Genomic DNA, 14,200 nt, shown 5'->3' with positions numbered 1-14,200 from the left:
AGTGGGAGCGTCAGGGTCTCGTGTTCGACGGCAATATCCGCACATTGCAACGTGTCGCTTCGAAGATGCAGCGTGTGCTGGTCGTCGATCCGAACACCCCTGCCGTTCGCCTGCTCGCCGACCAACTGCGCCACGTGGGCAATATCCAGGTCTTCCACGCCACCTCGATCGAGGCTGGTTGGGCGATGACTCGCACCACCGACCCGCTGCTGATCTTCGTAGAGCACGCGTCCAGCGGCTGCGACGGTCAGGCCTTGGCCCGCAAGATTCGTCGCAGCGACCTGGCCTGCCGCGAAAACCCGATCATCATGTGCACGTCCGAAGCGACGGCCGAGGCGATCTTCGGGGCGCGCGACGCCGGCATCCACGAATTCATGCGCAAGCCGTTCACGATCAAGGATCTGGAGCGGCGACTCGAGGCGGTGACGCTGAAGCCCCGTGACTGGGTCGAGGCCGTGCAATATGTCGGACCCGATCGTCGGCGCTTCAACTCGGCCGAATACAAGGGGCCGCGCAAGCGCAAGGCCGATGCGGCCGGCACGCCGGCCTCACGTCTGTCCCAGGCCCTGCGGATCATCAAGTCGGCCGCCACGGCGCTGGACACCGATCCCAACCAGGCCCGCCGGGCCCTGGCCGCCCAAGCCGTCGAGCTGAAGAAGGTCGGGACGCTGGTCGGCGAGCCGCGCCTGATCGCCGCCGCCGAGGCGCTGGAGGCCTGCACCGCCGGCCCGACGGCCGAGACCCTGGGCCGCAAGGAACTGATCCAGCGCATCGACTCGCTGATGGGCTTCATGACCGAAGATGGCGGAGGCGGCCGCGCCGCCTAGCGATCTGGGCTAGAGCGCCTTTGGTTCAGATTGAATCGGCATCCAAATATTCCGTCTCCCCGGCGAAGGGCTGGGCCCAGGTGAAACCCACGAGAGGCTCTGGTTGAATCTCGGGCGCGGCCGGGAAGCGCCAGACACCGACGTCTTCCTCGGCCACATAGAGCTGGCCGGTGCGATCGTCGGCCACCCAGCCTTCGGACTGTGTGGCCTGGTTCCCAGGCCTGAACCGACCGCGACTCCGACGCAGCAACCTCAACGACGAGCCGTGGCGCACCAGTGTCGGGACGGAAAACCACCTCGGCGAGAACGAACGCTATGGCCGCTCGGTGCGGGCGGGGCGTCCGTGGCTTTACCTGGCCAGCAAGCGCCGAAGGCCCGCATTGACCGCCTCGGGCGCCTCCATGGGCGTCATGTGCCCGGCGTTGGGGATGACCAGCAAATGCGAGCAGCCGATCGCATGGGCCATCTCGTGCTGGCCGCCCAGCGGGGTGATGGCGTCATGCTCGCCGCAGATGATCATCAGCGGGCAGCTCAGGGCCTTAAGCGCGGCCTCCCCGTCCTCGCGCGGCATGGCGTTCTGGCGCAGGAACACCTCGCGGCCCAGCCGCTGGGTCATGGCGTGGATGCGGCCGGTCAGGATCTTGTCGCCGAGGCGCGAAGCATCGACATAGCTTGCCATCAGCCGGTCGGCGATGCCGAGAAAGGCTCCGGCCCGGCCGGCGGCCGCGTTGACGGCGCGGCGCTGGGCGGCCCGTTCCGGCGTGTCGACGCGGATGGCGGCGCCGATCAGCGCCAGGCGCGTGATGCGCCGCGGCGCGATCCTGGCGATCTCCTGAGCGACATAGCCGCCCATCGAGAAGCCAGCCAGGGCGAAGGTCGGTTCGGCTTCGGCCAGAACCTGCCGCGCCAGTTCGCGAAGGCTCTCGCCCTGCGTCAGGTCAGCGACTTGGCACCGCGCCATGTCGGCCAGACCACTAACCTGGCCGCGCCAGAGCTCGGCGTCATTCAGCAGGCCGGGCAGCAGGATCAGTTGAGGGCGAGGATCGATCATTAAAAAACGCCCCGGACCTTGCGATTCGGGGCGCTCCAGTCTGTGCGGCCTAGGCGGTTAGGCTTCAACCATGTTCTTGGCGACAGCGCCTTGGCGCATCGACTTCTGAAGCTTCTCGAACGCCCGGACCTCAATCTGGCGGACCCGTTCACGGCTGACGCCGTATTGGGTGGCCAGCTCTTCCAGGGTGGTCGGGTCGTCCTTCAGGCGCCGCTCGGTGAGGATGTGGCGCTCCCGGTCGGTGAGTTCGACCATGGCCTCCTCAAGCAGGCCCATCCGCATGGACTTTTCCTGATTCTCGGCGACCGTGGTCTCTTGCGAGACCTGGTTATCGTCGGCCAGCCAATCCTGCCACTCGCTCTCGCTGTCCGAACGCAGTGGGGCGTTGAGCGAGGCGTCGGGACCTGACAGGCGGCGGTTCATCGAAATGACCTCGCTGTCCAGCACGCCCAGCTTGGTGGCGATGTAGCTGACCTGTTCGGGGCGCAGGTCGCCGTCTTGGAAGGCGGCGATCTGGCTCTTGGCCTTTCGCAGGTTGAAGAACAGCTTCTTCTGAGCGGCGGTCGTGCCCATCTTCACCAGCGACCACGAGCGCAGGATATATTCCTGTATCGAGGCGCGGATCCACCACATGGCGTAGGTGGCCAGGCGGAAGCCCTTGTCGGGCTCGAACTTCTTGACGGCCTGCATCAGGCCGACATTTCCCTCGGAGATCACCTCGCCGATCGGCAGGCCGTAGCCGCGATAGCCCATGGCGATCTTGGCCACGAGGCGCAGGTGGCTGGTGACCATCTTGTGAGCGGCGGCGCTGTCCTGATGCTCTTTCCAACGCTGGGCGAGCATGAACTCCTCGTCCTTGGGCAGCATGGGGAATTTTCGGATTTCGGTGAGATAACGCGACAGGCCGCCGTCCGGCGACATCACCGATAGTGATCTTACTGCCATGGATACTATCCCCTTATTGTGCGGATCCGCCCGCGGAACGCGCGCCATCATCCCCTCCACGGAGGGTCAGATAGGAACGCGTTCCGGCGAAGGTAAGGTCCGATGACGCATTTGTAATGTCCGACACCCGGACTCGGGTATTGGCGCTTCTGGGGTGAGAATGAACGTTCATTCTCAAACTTTCAAGTGAGAAATCCTTGGAGCGCACTACGGAAAGCTCCCCCCGGACGCCGGATTGCCGACCAAGGCTTGCTAGCGCGCGACGTGCGCCGCTAATGGCCAGGCTTGATCATCGTTGGAGACACCTGAATGACGCGGTTCATTATCCGGGCCCTGATCGCCGCCCTGGGCCTCTGGTTGGCGTCGGAAATCGTGCCTGGCATCGCCGTGCCGGGCGGGTGGACGACCCTGCTGATCGCCGCCCTGTTGCTGGGTGTCGTCAACGCCGTGGTGCGGCCGGTGATCTTCGTGCTGACCCTGCCCCTGACCGTGGTGACACTGGGGCTGTTCCTGCTGGTGGTGAACGCCGCGATGCTCGGCTTGGTCGGCTGGCTGCTGAAGGGTTTCGTCGTCGATGGCCTGTGGGCCGGGATTCTGGGCTCGGTCGTGATCGGCGTCGTCAGCTGGCTGGGCCACCTGCTGATCGGGGATGGACGCGAGCGGGCCTAAACCAGCGCGCTCGCCGCCAGGTCGCGCCAGCCCCGCGCTTCCTTGCGGACCGAGGGCGGGGAACATCGATGATTCCAAGCTCCACTGGAGGTCTTGTCGGGTCGCGAGCCTTCCGTCAATCCGCCGCGCGGGGGTCTAGTCGCCTTGGCGCGCGGCTTTCTTGGGGTCTGCCTTGGGCGCTGGCGCCAGGCGCATGACCTCGGCCTGGTAGCGCTCATCGTCGCCGGCCGCCGCGAAGGGCAGGGCGTCGGTGATGGCGTCCAGCATCGGATCCAGCCACTGGTGTTCGACCTTGTGGAAGTCGCCCAGCACATAGTGCATCACCGCGTCCTTGTGGCCGGGATGGCCCACGCCGATGCGGCCGCGGCGGAAGGTGTCGCCCACCTGGCTGGTGATCGAGCGGACGCCGTTATTGCCCGCCGCCCCGCCGCCAGCCTTCATCCGAAACCGGCCCGGCGCCATGTCGATCTCGTCGTGGAAGACGATCACATCGGTCGGGGCCAGCTTGAAGAACTTCATCGCCTCGCCCACGGCGCGGCCACTCTCGTTGTAGAAGGTCTTGGGCTTGAGCAGCAGCAGCTTGACCGGGCCAGCGGGCATGCCAACCTGACCCTCGCAGGCCAGTCCCTGGAAGCGCGAGCGCCACGGCGCCGTGCCCCATTTGCGGGCGATGGCGTCGATGGCCATGAACCCGACATTGTGCCGGTTCTTCTCGAATTTCGGTTCGGGATTGCCGAGACCGGCGAGGATCAGCATCGTGTAAGACCTAGACTGGACGTCGGAACGAAAAACGGGCGGGCCCTGAAAGCCCGCCCGTTCTCACGTATCAGATCGGAGACCCGACCAAAGCGGTTAGGCTTCGGTGGTGGTGTCGCCTTCACCCGATTGCGACGCGGCCGAGGCCTTCAGGGTGGCGATCACGAAGTCGCGGTCCTGGGCGGGGCGCACGCCATCCGGCAGCTTGACTTCCGAGATGCGGATGGTGTCGCCGATGTCGTGGTCGGCCAGGTCGATGACCAGTTCTTCCGGAATCTGGTCGGCAGGGCAGGCCAGCTCGACGGTGTGGCGGATGATTTCCAGCGAGCCGCCCTTTTTCAGGCCGACCGAGGTTTCGTGGTTCTTGAAATGCACCGGCACTTGGATCTTGACCAGTTGGTGCTCGCTGACCCGGAACAGGTCGAAGTGCACCGGCTCGTCGGTGACCGGGTGGAACTGGATCGCCTTGGCGATGACCGACTGCTTCTCGTCGCCATATTGCAGGGTCACCAGGTGGCCCAGCAGCTTGCCGGTGTAGAGCGCCTTGCGGAATTCGTTCGACTTCACCGCGACGTTCACGGGTGCGGTCGTGCCGCCGTACAGGATGCCCGGAATCTTGCCGGCGCGGCGGGTTTCGCGCGAACCACCGGTGCCGGCGCGATCGCGAAGTTCGACGTTGAGAATGATGTCGGCCATGTCGTGTCTTTCTGGAGAGCCGGATGCTCTCGGAGGCAAAGCCGCCGCACAGAACTGAATTGTCCCGCCCGGTCGACGTTTTTGAGGTCGCGCTCAATACACAAAACGGCGGCCCGTGGCAACGGCCCCAAGTCCTTCCCCCTTGCGGGAGAAGGTGGCTTCGCGGAGCGAGGTCGGATGAGAGGTCTCTCAAACGCCAAACGAAAAAGGGCCGCAGGGTCTTGACCGGTGCGACCCCTCATCCGTCGGCCTTCGGCCGCCACCTTCTCCCGCAAGAGGAGAAGGGAAAACTAGCTCTTCTTCTTGGCCGTGGCCGCCTTCTTGGCGACGGGCTTCTTCTTGGTCACCGCCGGCTCGGGTTTGGGCGGGGGCGGCGGCTCATAAGGCATGGCGGCGCCCGAGGCCTTGATCATGCAGGCGCCGGTGTCGATCAAGATGTGCTGGCCCAGGCAGAACACGTCCTCGTAATGGGGCTTGGCCACAGCCAGGCACTGGTAGAGGTTCAGCTTGGACATGTTCAGGCACATGGCGGTGGTGGGTTCGACCATGATCGCGTCGATGGTGGCCAGGTTGTTGTCACCGGCCGCGCCGAGCGCCGCCAGGGCGGCGATGGACATGCCGCGAATGACCAGAGGCGAATAGGGCGGCGGCGCGGCGCGCGGGGTGATGACCAGCGGGACGGCGCCGTTCGAGGCTTGCTGCAGCACGGCCACGTCGGCGCTGTCGGCCAGGCCCGGTGTCGCCGACATGCTCTTGGCGTAGGCCAGGCGACCGTCGCGGTCGAGCACAGGCAGGCTCGACCACTTGTCGTGCTGGACGGAGTAGGCCGCCTGCTTCACGGCCTTGCCGGCTTGGTAAACCTTCAAGCCGTCGTTGCCGAGGGTGTCGATGATCAGGCCGGCGGCGGTGTCGCTGCCCTTGAAGCCCACGGCGTAGGCGGGGTCCGCCACCAGTTGGTTGATGACGTTCTGGCGCTGGGCCGGATCGGCGGCGAAGACCCGCACCGAGGCCACAAAGGTCGGGTCCTGCAGGGCCAGGACAGCGGCATAGGCTGTGGCGCCCGACAGGAATCGCTTGGGCTCATAGGCGACAGCGACCTTTAGAGACGACTGGATCTGTTCGCCGTTGGCGAAGGCCGGGCTGATGGCTGCGGCGCGCTCCATGTAGCCGCGGAAGGCGCTGGCGCGTTCGACGACGCTGGCCGACAGGGTGATCGGCGGCGGCGCGGGCGGCGCCAGGACCACGGGTGGGGGCGGCGGCGGGCTGCTGCAACTGGCAAGGACCGTGGCGACGACCACGGCCATGGCCGTCAGGGCGGCGCGCGTACGCGTGGTGGAAAGCATCCCGAAAAAATCCCCAATGAGACAGAGCGCTCGCCCATACCATTGGCCAGCGGACGACATTGTGACAGTCGTCCCGTTAACCACGTCTTGACAAGCGTGGCCGTCGAAAACGCCTTGGAGCGATTAGTCGAAAAGCTTGGAGACGGACTCTTCGTTGGCGATCCGGCGGATGGCCTCGCCGATCAAAGGCGCGCACGAGACATAGCGGATCTTGGAGCAGGCCTTGACGGTGTCGGAAGCCTCGATCGAGTCGGTGACCACCAGTTCGGTCAAGACCGAATTGGCGACCCGCTCGGCGGCCGCGCCCGACAGCACCCCGTGGGTCACATAGGCGCTGACCGATGTGGCGCCCTGGGCGATCAGGGCGGCTGCGGCGTTGCACAGCGTGCCGGCCGAATCGACGATGTCGTCGAACAGGATGCAGCGACGGCCGGCGACGTCGCCGATGATGTTCATCACTTCGCTCTCGCCCGGCGCCGAGCGGCGTTTGTCGACGATGGCCAGGTCGGCGTCGTTCAAGCGCTTGGCCAGGGCCCGGGCCCGCACCACGCCGCCGACGTCGGGCGAGACGACCATCAGGTCGTCCTTGATCGTGTAGCGTTGGTGGATGTCGTCGGCGAGCAGCCGCGAGGGCAGCAGGTTGTCGGTCGGGATGTCGAAGAAGCCCTGGATCTGACCGGCGTGCAGATCCATGGTCAGCACCCGGTCGGCGCCCGAACGGGTGATCAGATTGGCCACCAGCTTGGCCGAGATCGGCGTGCGGCCGCCGGTCTTCCGATCCTGACGGGCATAGCCGAAGTACGGGAGCACCGCCGTGATCCGCTTGCCCGACGCCCGCTTCAAGGCGTCGATGCAGATCAGCAGCTCCATCAGGTTGTCGTTGGCGGGATAGCTGGTCGACTGGATGACGAAGACGTCCTCGCCCCGCACGTTCTCGTCGATGGTGACGAAGACCTCGAGGTCGGCGAACCGGCGCACCTGGGCGCGGGTCAGCGGCATGTCGAGATATTCCGCGATGGCCTGGGCCAGGGTGCGGTTCGAGTTGCCGGACAGCAGCTTCATGGTTTGGTCTCGGAGAGGGGCGTCGCCGTTGCCGGGGCTTCTAGCAGTCCCGGGCGATGGAACAAGCTTAACTCGCGATTGATCGGGGTTATTCGACTCGGTCACGCTTCGAGTGTGATCGCTGACAGAAGCCGTCCGTAGTCGGACTCCCCGTTCAGGAAGGCCCGGCGGTTGGAAAAGAACAGGTCCGGCTCGGCGCGGGTGTCGCGGTTAACCCACTCGCTCTGGCCGACTCCGGCTGTCTCCAGGCGATCGAGCACGAAGGCCGGCAGGTCGAACATCCGCTTGTCGTCCGCCCCGCCGGGTGAGAAGAATCGGCCCGAGCCGGGGCTGTCGGCCTCGAAACGGTGCAGGAACTCGAGGCCGACCTCGTAGGATTTGGGGCCGATGCAAGGGCCGACGGCCGCCACCATGCGGGCGGGTTCGCCGCCCAGCGTGACCATCCTGTCGACGGCCGCCTGGACGATCCCGTCCAGCGCTCCGCGCCAGCCGGCGTGGACGGCGGCGACGATGCGCGCCACGGGATCGACGATCAGCACCGGGGCGCAGTCGGCCGCCAGCGCGCCGCAGACCACGCCGGGGGTCTTGGTCACCACCGCGTCGCCCTCCGGACGCACATCGCCCCACGAGCCGTCGGCGACGATGGCGATGGTCGAGTGGATCTGGAAGCAGGTATTGAGATCTTCCGGCGCGGCCCCGAACCAGGCGGCGGCCCTGGCGCGGTTCTCGGCGACGTCCTCCGGCTCGTCCTCGCTGCCGCGCCCCACGTTGAGACTGGAGTAAAGGCCCGTCGAGACCCCGCCCTGCCGCGTGAAGAAGGCGTGCCGGACGCCGGCGACGGCGGCCAGCAGCGGGGACTGGACTGTGGGAAGGTCGTGCATGGATCAAGCGTCCTCGAAGAGGGGAGGGGCCAGGCCGGGCGCATGGATGCAGACGACCTTGAACAGCGCCCCCATCTGATCTGGTCCGGTGAGGCGATCAAGCTGTCTTGCGACCACGTCTGCCTGATAGGGCCGCGCCTGGGACAGCGCCTGGGCGCGCGCTTCGACGCCGAGGCCGCGCAGGAAGTCGCCCTGGGTCACGATCGCGCCGGTCCTGGCGCCGGCGTCGCGGGCGGCCTCCAGCACGGCGGGGAAGTCGACCCAGACGGTCAGGTCAGCCTGGCCGGGCTCGGCGAGCGGCGAGACCTTGGCGTGGGCCTTGAGCGCCTGGAGCGTGTCGCCAACCCCGGGCGCGTCGCGGCCGTAGTCGATCAGCAGGGCGGCGCCGCCATCTTGAGCGATGCGATGGCCCAGTTCAGAGCCCAGGGCGGCCTGGGCGGGCGAGGACTCGACGACGGCGCCGGCGGGATAGCCCCCTTCCCCCATGGGGGGAGGACCTAGGGCTTTCAGCCCGAACGCCAGCCCGCCCGCCTCATCCAGCCCCACCATCCGCTCGGCCCAGCCGCCGTCCGTGCGCACGAACTGCCGGGTCGGGAGGCAGTCCAGCACCTCGTTGGCGATCAGCAGGATCGGCGCGCCAGCCGGCACCGCCTCCAGCCGATCGGCCCAGCGTGGCGTCAAGGCCGCGCCCTCCAACCGCGACGCCTGCAACGTCCGCAAGGGCGGCGACACCTCGACCAGCCACAGGTCGGCGGCCTCGAGGAAGTCCGGCAGCAGCCTGGCGGCGCGCAGCACGTCGCTGATCAGCGCGCCGTCGCCGGGTCCCATCTCGACCAGACGCACCGGCGAAGGGCGCCCCATGCGGGTCCAGGTTTCCAGCAGCCACAGGCCGATCAACTCGCCGAACATCTGGCTGACGCCCGGCGCGGTTAGAAAGTCGCCCCCCGCCCCTAACGCCGGCCGGGTGGCGTAATAGCCTTCGCGCGGGTCGTGCAGGCAGCGGGTGAAATATTCGGCGACGCTGATCGGGCCGTCCTGGGCGATCTGCGCCCGCAGGCGATCAAGCAGGCTCATGGTCTTCCGCGAGCGGGGCGGGCACGGGCTCGCGCAGCGCGCGCCACAACAACCAGGCGCCGACCGCCAGCATCGGGATCGACAGCATCATCCCCATGGTCAGGCCGAACGGGAAATCGGGCATGCCGTGGTCGGGATTGCGCACCCCTTCCAGCGCGACGCGGAAGAGGCCGTAGCCGATCAGGAAGGTCGCCACCAACGCGCCCCGGCGTTGCAACCACTTCAGCTTGTAGACCGCGAAACCGAGGATCAGGAACAGCACCACGCCCTCCAGGCCCGCCTCGTAAAGCTGGCTTGGATGACGCGGATACGTGCCAGCAGGACAAATGTGATCGCTATTGGCCGCCTTGATCGTGGCATTACAAAAGATGACGCCGAACGGATGGTCGGTGATCCGGCCCCACAACTCGCCATTGATGAAATTGGCGCAGCGGCCGAAGAACAGGCCGATCGTGGCGACGGGCGCGACCAGGTCGCCCAGTTTCAGCATGTCGATCTTCTGCTGGCGCGCGAACAGCACGATCGCCGCGCAGACGCCCACGAAGCCGCCGTGGAAAGACATGCCACCTTCCCAGATCTTGAACGCGTCCAATGGATGGGCGGCCAGGTTGGCGCGTTGGTCGCCATTCAGCAGCATGTAGAACAGGATGTAGCCGATGCGGCCGCCCAGGATGATGCCCAGGGTGATCCACAGCACCAGATCGTCGATCTGCACCGAGGTGGCGGTCGGCCGGTGACCGCCCCACAGCTTGGCGTCGCGCGCCAGCTTGATCGCGTACTGCCAGCCGAGAAGAATGCCAGCCACATAGGCCAGGGCGTACCAGCGGATGGCCAGCGGCCCCCATTGCAGCGCCCAAGGGCCGATGTGAACGATCGGGTCGATGTCGGGAAAGATCACGCCGAACGGCTCCTGGCGGACAGATGGTCGCACCCTTACCGCGTTCCCTCTTCGCTTTCATCCCTCGTTTCCCATATAAGCGCCGACGAGCCCGCCGCGCCCTGGAACTTCGATGCACAGCCAAAACCCCTTCCTCGATGAATTCGCCAAGCTGACCCAGGCCGCCATGGGCATCGCCCAGACCGCCGGCGAGGAAGCCAAGACCGCGATGCGCGCCCAGGCCGACCGTCTGGCCGCCGAGTTCGACCTGATCCGGCGCGACGATTTCGAGGCCCTGAAGGCCGAGGTCGCGGCGTTGCGCGCGGACGTCGCGGGCCTGAAGGCCAAGGCGGCGCTCGCCAAGACCGCCGCGCCAAAAAGCGACGATACGGCCCTCTAGGCGAGTTTCGTTTCCCTTTCGACGTGAAGGCGGTTGTGACGCCGCCCGCGAAGCAGCTTAGAGTCCCTTGAGTGGGTGATTTGAATGGGTCCCGCGACCCGTCTCTCCCCGGGGGCCAAAGGTTCTTATGGACACCCAACCCGACGACGACGACGTTCTGCTGGCGATGGACCCTCTCGAGGTCGTCGAACATGTGCTGGCCGCCGAGAACCTGACGTTCGACCGCACCGACGACGGCGACCTGGCCTTCGCCTTGACCGGCGACTGGAAGGACTACGAGCTGTGGTTCGCCTGGCGGCCCGAGGCCGACTGCCTGCAGCTGTGCCTGTCGCTCGACCTGCGCGCCGTCAAGGCCAAGCGCCCCGCCGCCTACGAGCTGTTGTCGATGATCAACCAGCGCGTCTGGCTGGGTCATTTCGAGGTCTGGACCGAGGACGGCGAGGTGGTGTTCCGCCATGCCCTGGCCCTCCCGGCCGGCGAGCGCCCGACCATGGCCCAGGCCGCCTCGATGATCGACGCCGCGGTCGAAGCCGCCGACCGCTTCTACCCGGCCTTCGACTTCCTGCTGCACAGCGCCAAGACCCCCGACGAGGCCATGGCCGCCTGCATGTTCGAGACGATGGGCCAGGCTTAGGATTCTCCTTCTCCCGCAAGGGAGAGAAGGAAGAGGTAGACGCCCCATGACCCCCATCCTCCTCCTCGGCGCCGGACGCATGGGCGGGGCCCTGATCAAGGGCTGGACCAAGGTCGGCGTATTCGCCGCCGCCGACCTGATCATCCGCGATCCCAACGCCGACCCCGCAGCGTTTGCGGGCGCGAGCGTCAATCCGCCGCTTGAGGCCCTGGCCACAGCCAAGACCGTGCTGCTGGCGGTCAAGCCGCAGATCTGGCGGGAGGCGGTGGTCGAGGTCGTCCCGCACCTCGCGCCAGACGCCATCATCGTCTCGATCGCCGCCGGGGTCGCCGCAGCCGACATTTCCAAGGTTTTCGGGGGCCGCGCCGTGGCCCGGGTGATGCCGACCACCGCCGTCGCCATCGGCCTGGGCACGGCCAGCATCTTCGCCGACACGGTCGAGGCAAGGTCGCGCGCTCATGCCCTGCTCGACCCAGTGGCGACGGTGGTCGATCTGGACGACGAAGACCTGATGCACGCCGCGACCGCCGTCTCGGGATCGGCCCCGGCCTATCTCTACGCCTTCATCGAGGCCTTGGAGGCGGCGGGCGCGGGTCTGGGGCTTGACCCCGCCGCCTCGGCGAAGCTGGCCCGGGCCACCATCGTCGGCGCCGCCGCCCTGCTGGGTCAAGGCGGCGAAGAGCCGGCCGAACTGCGCAAGCAGGTCACCTCGCCGGGCGGCACGACCGCCGCCGCCTTGGCCGTGCTGATGGGGAAGGGCGGCTTTGGGGACCTGCTGCCGACGGCGCTGGCGGCGGCCGTGGCGCGGTCAAAGGAACTGGGCGGCTAAACCTCTCCCAGCGGGAGAGGGTTCTTGCTTCGCGCGCTCCGACCCGCCATTTGATCGTCCATGACCGCCGCCGAAGACATCCTCGATCGCGCCGCCGCTGCAGCCCTGTCCCTGGCCGCCGACCGGCCGTGGACGCAGATCAGCCTGCGCGACATCGCCGTGAAGGCCGAAGTCCCGTTCGCGGAGCTCTATGCCCGGGCCGATGGCAAGGCCGCCTTGCTAGCCCATTTGTCGACCCGCTTCGACCGCGCCGCGGTGGCCACGGCCTCGGCCCAGGTCGCCACGACCCACGACCGCCTGTTCGACGCCGCGATGGCGCGGATCGAGGCCATGGAGCCGCACCGCGCCGCCCTGATCGCCATCAGCCGGTCCGAGCGCCTCGTGGTTTCGGCCCTGCGCTTCCCCAAGACCGCCCGCGCCATCCTCGAAGCGGCCGGCGTCGACGCCACGCCCGCGCGGCTGACGGCGATGACGGCGGTCTGGGTCCGCGCCCTGCAGGTCTGGCGCGATGACGAAGGCGCGCTGAACCGCACGATGGCCGAGCTGGACAAGCGCCTGAAGCAGATGACCTCGGGCCTGGAAAAGGTCGGGGCGGGGGTCTAGGGCGCTCACCTCGACTCACCCACGAAAAAGCCCGCCGGGATCGCTCCCGGCGGGCTTCGTCGTTTAGACCTGAGACGAGCCTAGCCCTTGGTGGCGTTGGTCGGCAGCTTGCAGCCGCCGCCCACGCCCTTGGCCTGCAGGCAGGACATCAGTTCCTTGGGCTTGTCCGAACCGACCTTGAGCGGATAGGCGATAACCCAACCCGGCAGGCCGTCGGAGCAGGCGACCTCGACATAGCCGTCGGTCGCCGTCTGGCCGATGATCCGCGAACCGGAGACCGTGCAACTGCTCTTGCCCAGCGACTTCAAGTTGGCCGTCAGGCGCGGATAGACCGCGTCGGCCTTGGTGAAGCTGCAGCGGTAGCCGTTGATCTCAGAGGCTACGCAGTCATAGACGGTGTTGTTGGTCGTCGTGAAAATGCCAATGCCGCCGTCGGGACGGTTGGCGCACTTCATTTCAACGATCTCGGTGCGGGGATCGCTGCTGGGGAGCATGCCGTACTTCTCGACCTTGCAGTCGAAGCCGGCCTTGGCGGACAGCTTGGTGTAGAGGCCGGCCTGCTCGGTCTGGGCCGCGAGGCTGTCGGTCAGGGTGCACCCGCCGCCAACGAAGCTGGCTTGGGCGCAGTCGATGGCCTTGACCAAGGCGCCGCCGACAGCAGCCTGCTGCAGCATGTAGCCCTTGCCGTCCTGGCAGGCGACTTCGAAATAGTTGTCGGTCTTGGTGCTGAGGACGTAGCGCTTGTCCTTGACCGCGCAATTCTTGCCCGAGGCGCCGGCCAGGGTGTCGACGGCGGCCAGCTGCGTGGCCTTGTCGGTCAGCTTGCAGCTGACATTGCCGCCTTCCTCGTACAGCAGGCAGCTGTTGGCGATGACCTCCTGGTCGACATTGACCGGGTTCGCCGTCTGAAGAACGTATCCCGCGCCACCCTTACAGGCGACCTCGAAATAGGCGTTCTTGGCGGTGCCGCCGATGGCGCGGGCGTTCTGGATGTCGCAGGCGGCGCCAGCCTTTTGCAGGTAGGGCGTCAGGCCCGCCTTGGGGTTGGCGTTGCCCGGCAGGATACAGGCCAGGGCGCTGGGCTTGCCGTCGGCGGCCGGATTGGCGGTTTCCAGGCAGCTGTAGGCCGCCGGCTTCTCGTCCTTCTTGGCGAGGATGGCGAAGCCCAGGCCTTGTTGGCACGCGACTTCGTAATAGTCGGTGCTGGTCTTTTTGTCGTTGCCGATGAGGCGCGCATCCGAGACGGTGCACGAAACGCCGGCGGCCTGGATCAGGGCGGGCGTCGCCTTCATGCCCGCTTCGCGGGACTTGGCGTCAACGGCTGCCGGCTTTTCTTTTTCCTTCGCCGCGGAGAGCACGGTGACGGGAACGAGCGCGGCGAGCGCGAGGGCGGCCGTCAAGCCGATCGCGATGGGCCTCATGGGATAGGTCTCCTGGGGTAAATTCCTCGCGGCGGACTTAAGGCCCGCTTGCATCGAGGGTCAAGATGTCGTCCGACGGGGGCGCAATCATGACGGTGGCCCGGGGGCGGGGCGTGCCGTGGCCGGAGGACG

General features: G+C 67.0%; 17 protein-coding genes. 6 read left to right on the top strand and 11 right to left on the bottom strand.

What is annotated here, in order from left to right; all coding sequences use genetic code 11:
- Positions 1-20 precede the first annotated feature (20 nt).
- Complete coding sequence (locus tag ACP696_RS18795) at positions 21-827, top strand: response regulator (protein ID WP_426014309.1); 807 nt, start codon at positions 21-23, stop codon at positions 825-827.
- Positions 828-852: 25 nt separating this feature from the next.
- Here the strand turns inward: ACP696_RS18795 and ACP696_RS18790 are convergent, their stop codons facing one another.
- The 3 genes from ACP696_RS18790 to rpoH all read right to left on the bottom strand — a co-directional run bounded on the left by ACP696_RS18790 (position 853) and on the right by rpoH (position 2,832).
- Positions 853-1,101: a phytase gene (locus tag ACP696_RS18790; protein ID WP_426014311.1), complete on the bottom strand. Its 249-nt coding sequence runs from the start codon at positions 1,099-1,101 to the stop codon at positions 853-855.
- Positions 1,102-1,176: 75 nt separating this feature from the next.
- Positions 1,177-1,878: an alpha/beta fold hydrolase gene (locus tag ACP696_RS18785; protein WP_426014313.1), complete on the bottom strand. Its 702-nt coding sequence runs from the start codon at positions 1,876-1,878 to the stop codon at positions 1,177-1,179.
- A gap of 57 nt (positions 1,879-1,935) precedes the next feature.
- Positions 1,936-2,832 (bottom strand): RNA polymerase sigma factor RpoH, encoded by an 897-nt coding sequence (gene rpoH / locus ACP696_RS18780; protein WP_426014731.1) that lies wholly within the window; start codon positions 2,830-2,832, stop codon positions 1,936-1,938.
- 300 nt (positions 2,833-3,132) lie between these two features.
- On the opposite strand from rpoH, the gene ACP696_RS18775 reads away from it, so the two are divergent.
- A complete protein-coding gene (locus ACP696_RS18775) occupies positions 3,133-3,492 on the top strand; it encodes a phage holin family protein (RefSeq protein ID WP_426014315.1) in 360 nt (119 codons plus the stop codon).
- A gap of 135 nt (positions 3,493-3,627) precedes the next feature.
- Here ACP696_RS18775 and pth read toward each other — a convergent pair whose 3' ends face one another.
- The 7 genes from pth to lgt form a co-directional block, all read right to left on the bottom strand.
- The gene (gene pth / locus ACP696_RS18770) at positions 3,628-4,248 is read right to left on the bottom strand and encodes an aminoacyl-tRNA hydrolase (RefSeq protein ID WP_426014316.1); all 621 of its coding nucleotides are present in this window, start codon (positions 4,246-4,248) and stop codon (positions 3,628-3,630) included.
- Positions 4,249-4,344: 96 nt separating this feature from the next.
- Positions 4,345-4,944, bottom strand: coding sequence for a 50S ribosomal protein L25/general stress protein Ctc (locus ACP696_RS18765; protein WP_426014318.1), 600 nt, complete (start codon positions 4,942-4,944; stop codon positions 4,345-4,347).
- A 290-nt stretch (positions 4,945-5,234) separates the two neighbouring features.
- On the bottom strand, positions 5,235-6,287 hold the full coding sequence (locus ACP696_RS18760) for a hypothetical protein (protein WP_426014320.1): 1,053 nt from the start codon (positions 6,285-6,287) through the stop codon (positions 5,235-5,237).
- 123 nt (positions 6,288-6,410) lie between these two features.
- Positions 6,411-7,349, bottom strand: coding sequence for a ribose-phosphate pyrophosphokinase (locus ACP696_RS18755; protein ID WP_426014322.1), 939 nt, complete (start codon positions 7,347-7,349; stop codon positions 6,411-6,413).
- 101 nt (positions 7,350-7,450) lie between these two features.
- Positions 7,451-8,230: a peptidoglycan editing factor PgeF gene (gene pgeF, locus ACP696_RS18750; RefSeq protein ID WP_426014324.1), complete on the bottom strand. Its 780-nt coding sequence runs from the start codon at positions 8,228-8,230 to the stop codon at positions 7,451-7,453.
- Between the two features lie 3 nt (positions 8,231-8,233).
- Positions 8,234-9,304, bottom strand: coding sequence for a class I SAM-dependent methyltransferase (locus tag ACP696_RS18745; RefSeq protein WP_426014326.1), 1,071 nt, complete (start codon positions 9,302-9,304; stop codon positions 8,234-8,236).
- A complete protein-coding gene (gene lgt / locus ACP696_RS18740; protein WP_426044160.1) occupies positions 9,291-10,202 on the bottom strand; it encodes a prolipoprotein diacylglyceryl transferase in 912 nt (303 codons plus the stop codon). Before lgt ends, ACP696_RS18745 begins: the two co-directional genes overlap by 14 nt.
- 112 nt (positions 10,203-10,314) lie before the next feature.
- On the opposite strand from lgt, the gene ACP696_RS18735 reads away from it, so the two are divergent.
- The 4 genes from ACP696_RS18735 to ACP696_RS18720 all read left to right on the top strand — a co-directional run bounded on the left by ACP696_RS18735 (position 10,315) and on the right by ACP696_RS18720 (position 12,647).
- A complete protein-coding gene (locus ACP696_RS18735) occupies positions 10,315-10,581 on the top strand; it encodes an accessory factor UbiK family protein (protein ID WP_426014329.1) in 267 nt (88 codons plus the stop codon).
- Between the two features lie 127 nt (positions 10,582-10,708).
- Positions 10,709-11,215, top strand: a complete 507-nt coding sequence (locus ACP696_RS18730; protein WP_426014332.1) for a YbjN domain-containing protein — start codon at positions 10,709-10,711, stop codon at positions 11,213-11,215.
- A 46-nt stretch (positions 11,216-11,261) separates the two neighbouring features.
- On the top strand, positions 11,262-12,044 hold the full coding sequence (gene proC, locus ACP696_RS18725) for a pyrroline-5-carboxylate reductase (protein WP_426014335.1): 783 nt from the start codon (positions 11,262-11,264) through the stop codon (positions 12,042-12,044).
- Between the two features lie 60 nt (positions 12,045-12,104).
- Positions 12,105-12,647 (top strand): TetR family transcriptional regulator, encoded by a 543-nt coding sequence (locus ACP696_RS18720; RefSeq protein WP_426014337.1) that lies wholly within the window; start codon positions 12,105-12,107, stop codon positions 12,645-12,647.
- Positions 12,648-12,727: 80 nt separating this feature from the next.
- Here the strand turns inward: ACP696_RS18720 and ACP696_RS18715 are convergent, their stop codons facing one another.
- Positions 12,728-14,068, bottom strand: a complete 1,341-nt coding sequence (locus ACP696_RS18715) for a hypothetical protein (RefSeq protein ID WP_426014339.1) — start codon at positions 14,066-14,068, stop codon at positions 12,728-12,730.
- Between the last annotated feature and the right edge of the window lie 132 nt (positions 14,069-14,200).

This window comes from Caulobacter sp. DWR3-1-2, assembly GCF_049896225.1.
In the GTDB taxonomy this organism is placed as follows: domain Bacteria; phylum Pseudomonadota; class Alphaproteobacteria; order Caulobacterales; family Caulobacteraceae; genus Caulobacter.
This window is presented reverse-complemented; position numbering and strand designations above follow the sequence as displayed.

Bases quoted from the DNA above. Each gene is read 5' to 3' on its own strand.
- ACP696_RS18785 (WP_426014313.1), bottom strand. From the start codon at position 1,878: ATGATCGATCCTCGCCCTCAACTGATCCTGCTGCCCGGCCTGCTGAAT.
- ACP696_RS18775 (WP_426014315.1), top strand. From the start codon at position 3,133: ATGACGCGGTTCATTATCCGGGCCCTGATCGCCGCCCTGGGCCTCTGG.
- pth (WP_426014316.1), bottom strand. From the start codon at position 4,248: ATGCTGATCCTCGCCGGTCTCGGCAATCCCGAACCGAAATTCGAGAAG.
- ACP696_RS18765 (WP_426014318.1), bottom strand. From the start codon at position 4,944: ATGGCCGACATCATTCTCAACGTCGAACTTCGCGATCGCGCCGGCACC.
- ACP696_RS18760 (WP_426014320.1), bottom strand. From the start codon at position 6,287: ATGCTTTCCACCACGCGTACGCGCGCCGCCCTGACGGCCATGGCCGTG.
- ACP696_RS18755 (WP_426014322.1), bottom strand. From the start codon at position 7,349: ATGAAGCTGCTGTCCGGCAACTCGAACCGCACCCTGGCCCAGGCCATC.
- pgeF (WP_426014324.1), bottom strand. From the start codon at position 8,230: ATGCACGACCTTCCCACAGTCCAGTCCCCGCTGCTGGCCGCCGTCGCC.
- ACP696_RS18745 (WP_426014326.1), bottom strand. From the start codon at position 9,304: ATGAGCCTGCTTGATCGCCTGCGGGCGCAGATCGCCCAGGACGGCCCG.
- ACP696_RS18735 (WP_426014329.1), top strand. From the start codon at position 10,315: ATGCACAGCCAAAACCCCTTCCTCGATGAATTCGCCAAGCTGACCCAG.
- ACP696_RS18730 (WP_426014332.1), top strand. From the start codon at position 10,709: ATGGACACCCAACCCGACGACGACGACGTTCTGCTGGCGATGGACCCT.
- proC (WP_426014335.1), top strand. From the start codon at position 11,262: ATGACCCCCATCCTCCTCCTCGGCGCCGGACGCATGGGCGGGGCCCTG.
- ACP696_RS18720 (WP_426014337.1), top strand. From the start codon at position 12,105: ATGACCGCCGCCGAAGACATCCTCGATCGCGCCGCCGCTGCAGCCCTG.
- ACP696_RS18715 (WP_426014339.1), bottom strand. From the start codon at position 14,068: ATGAGGCCCATCGCGATCGGCTTGACGGCCGCCCTCGCGCTCGCCGCG.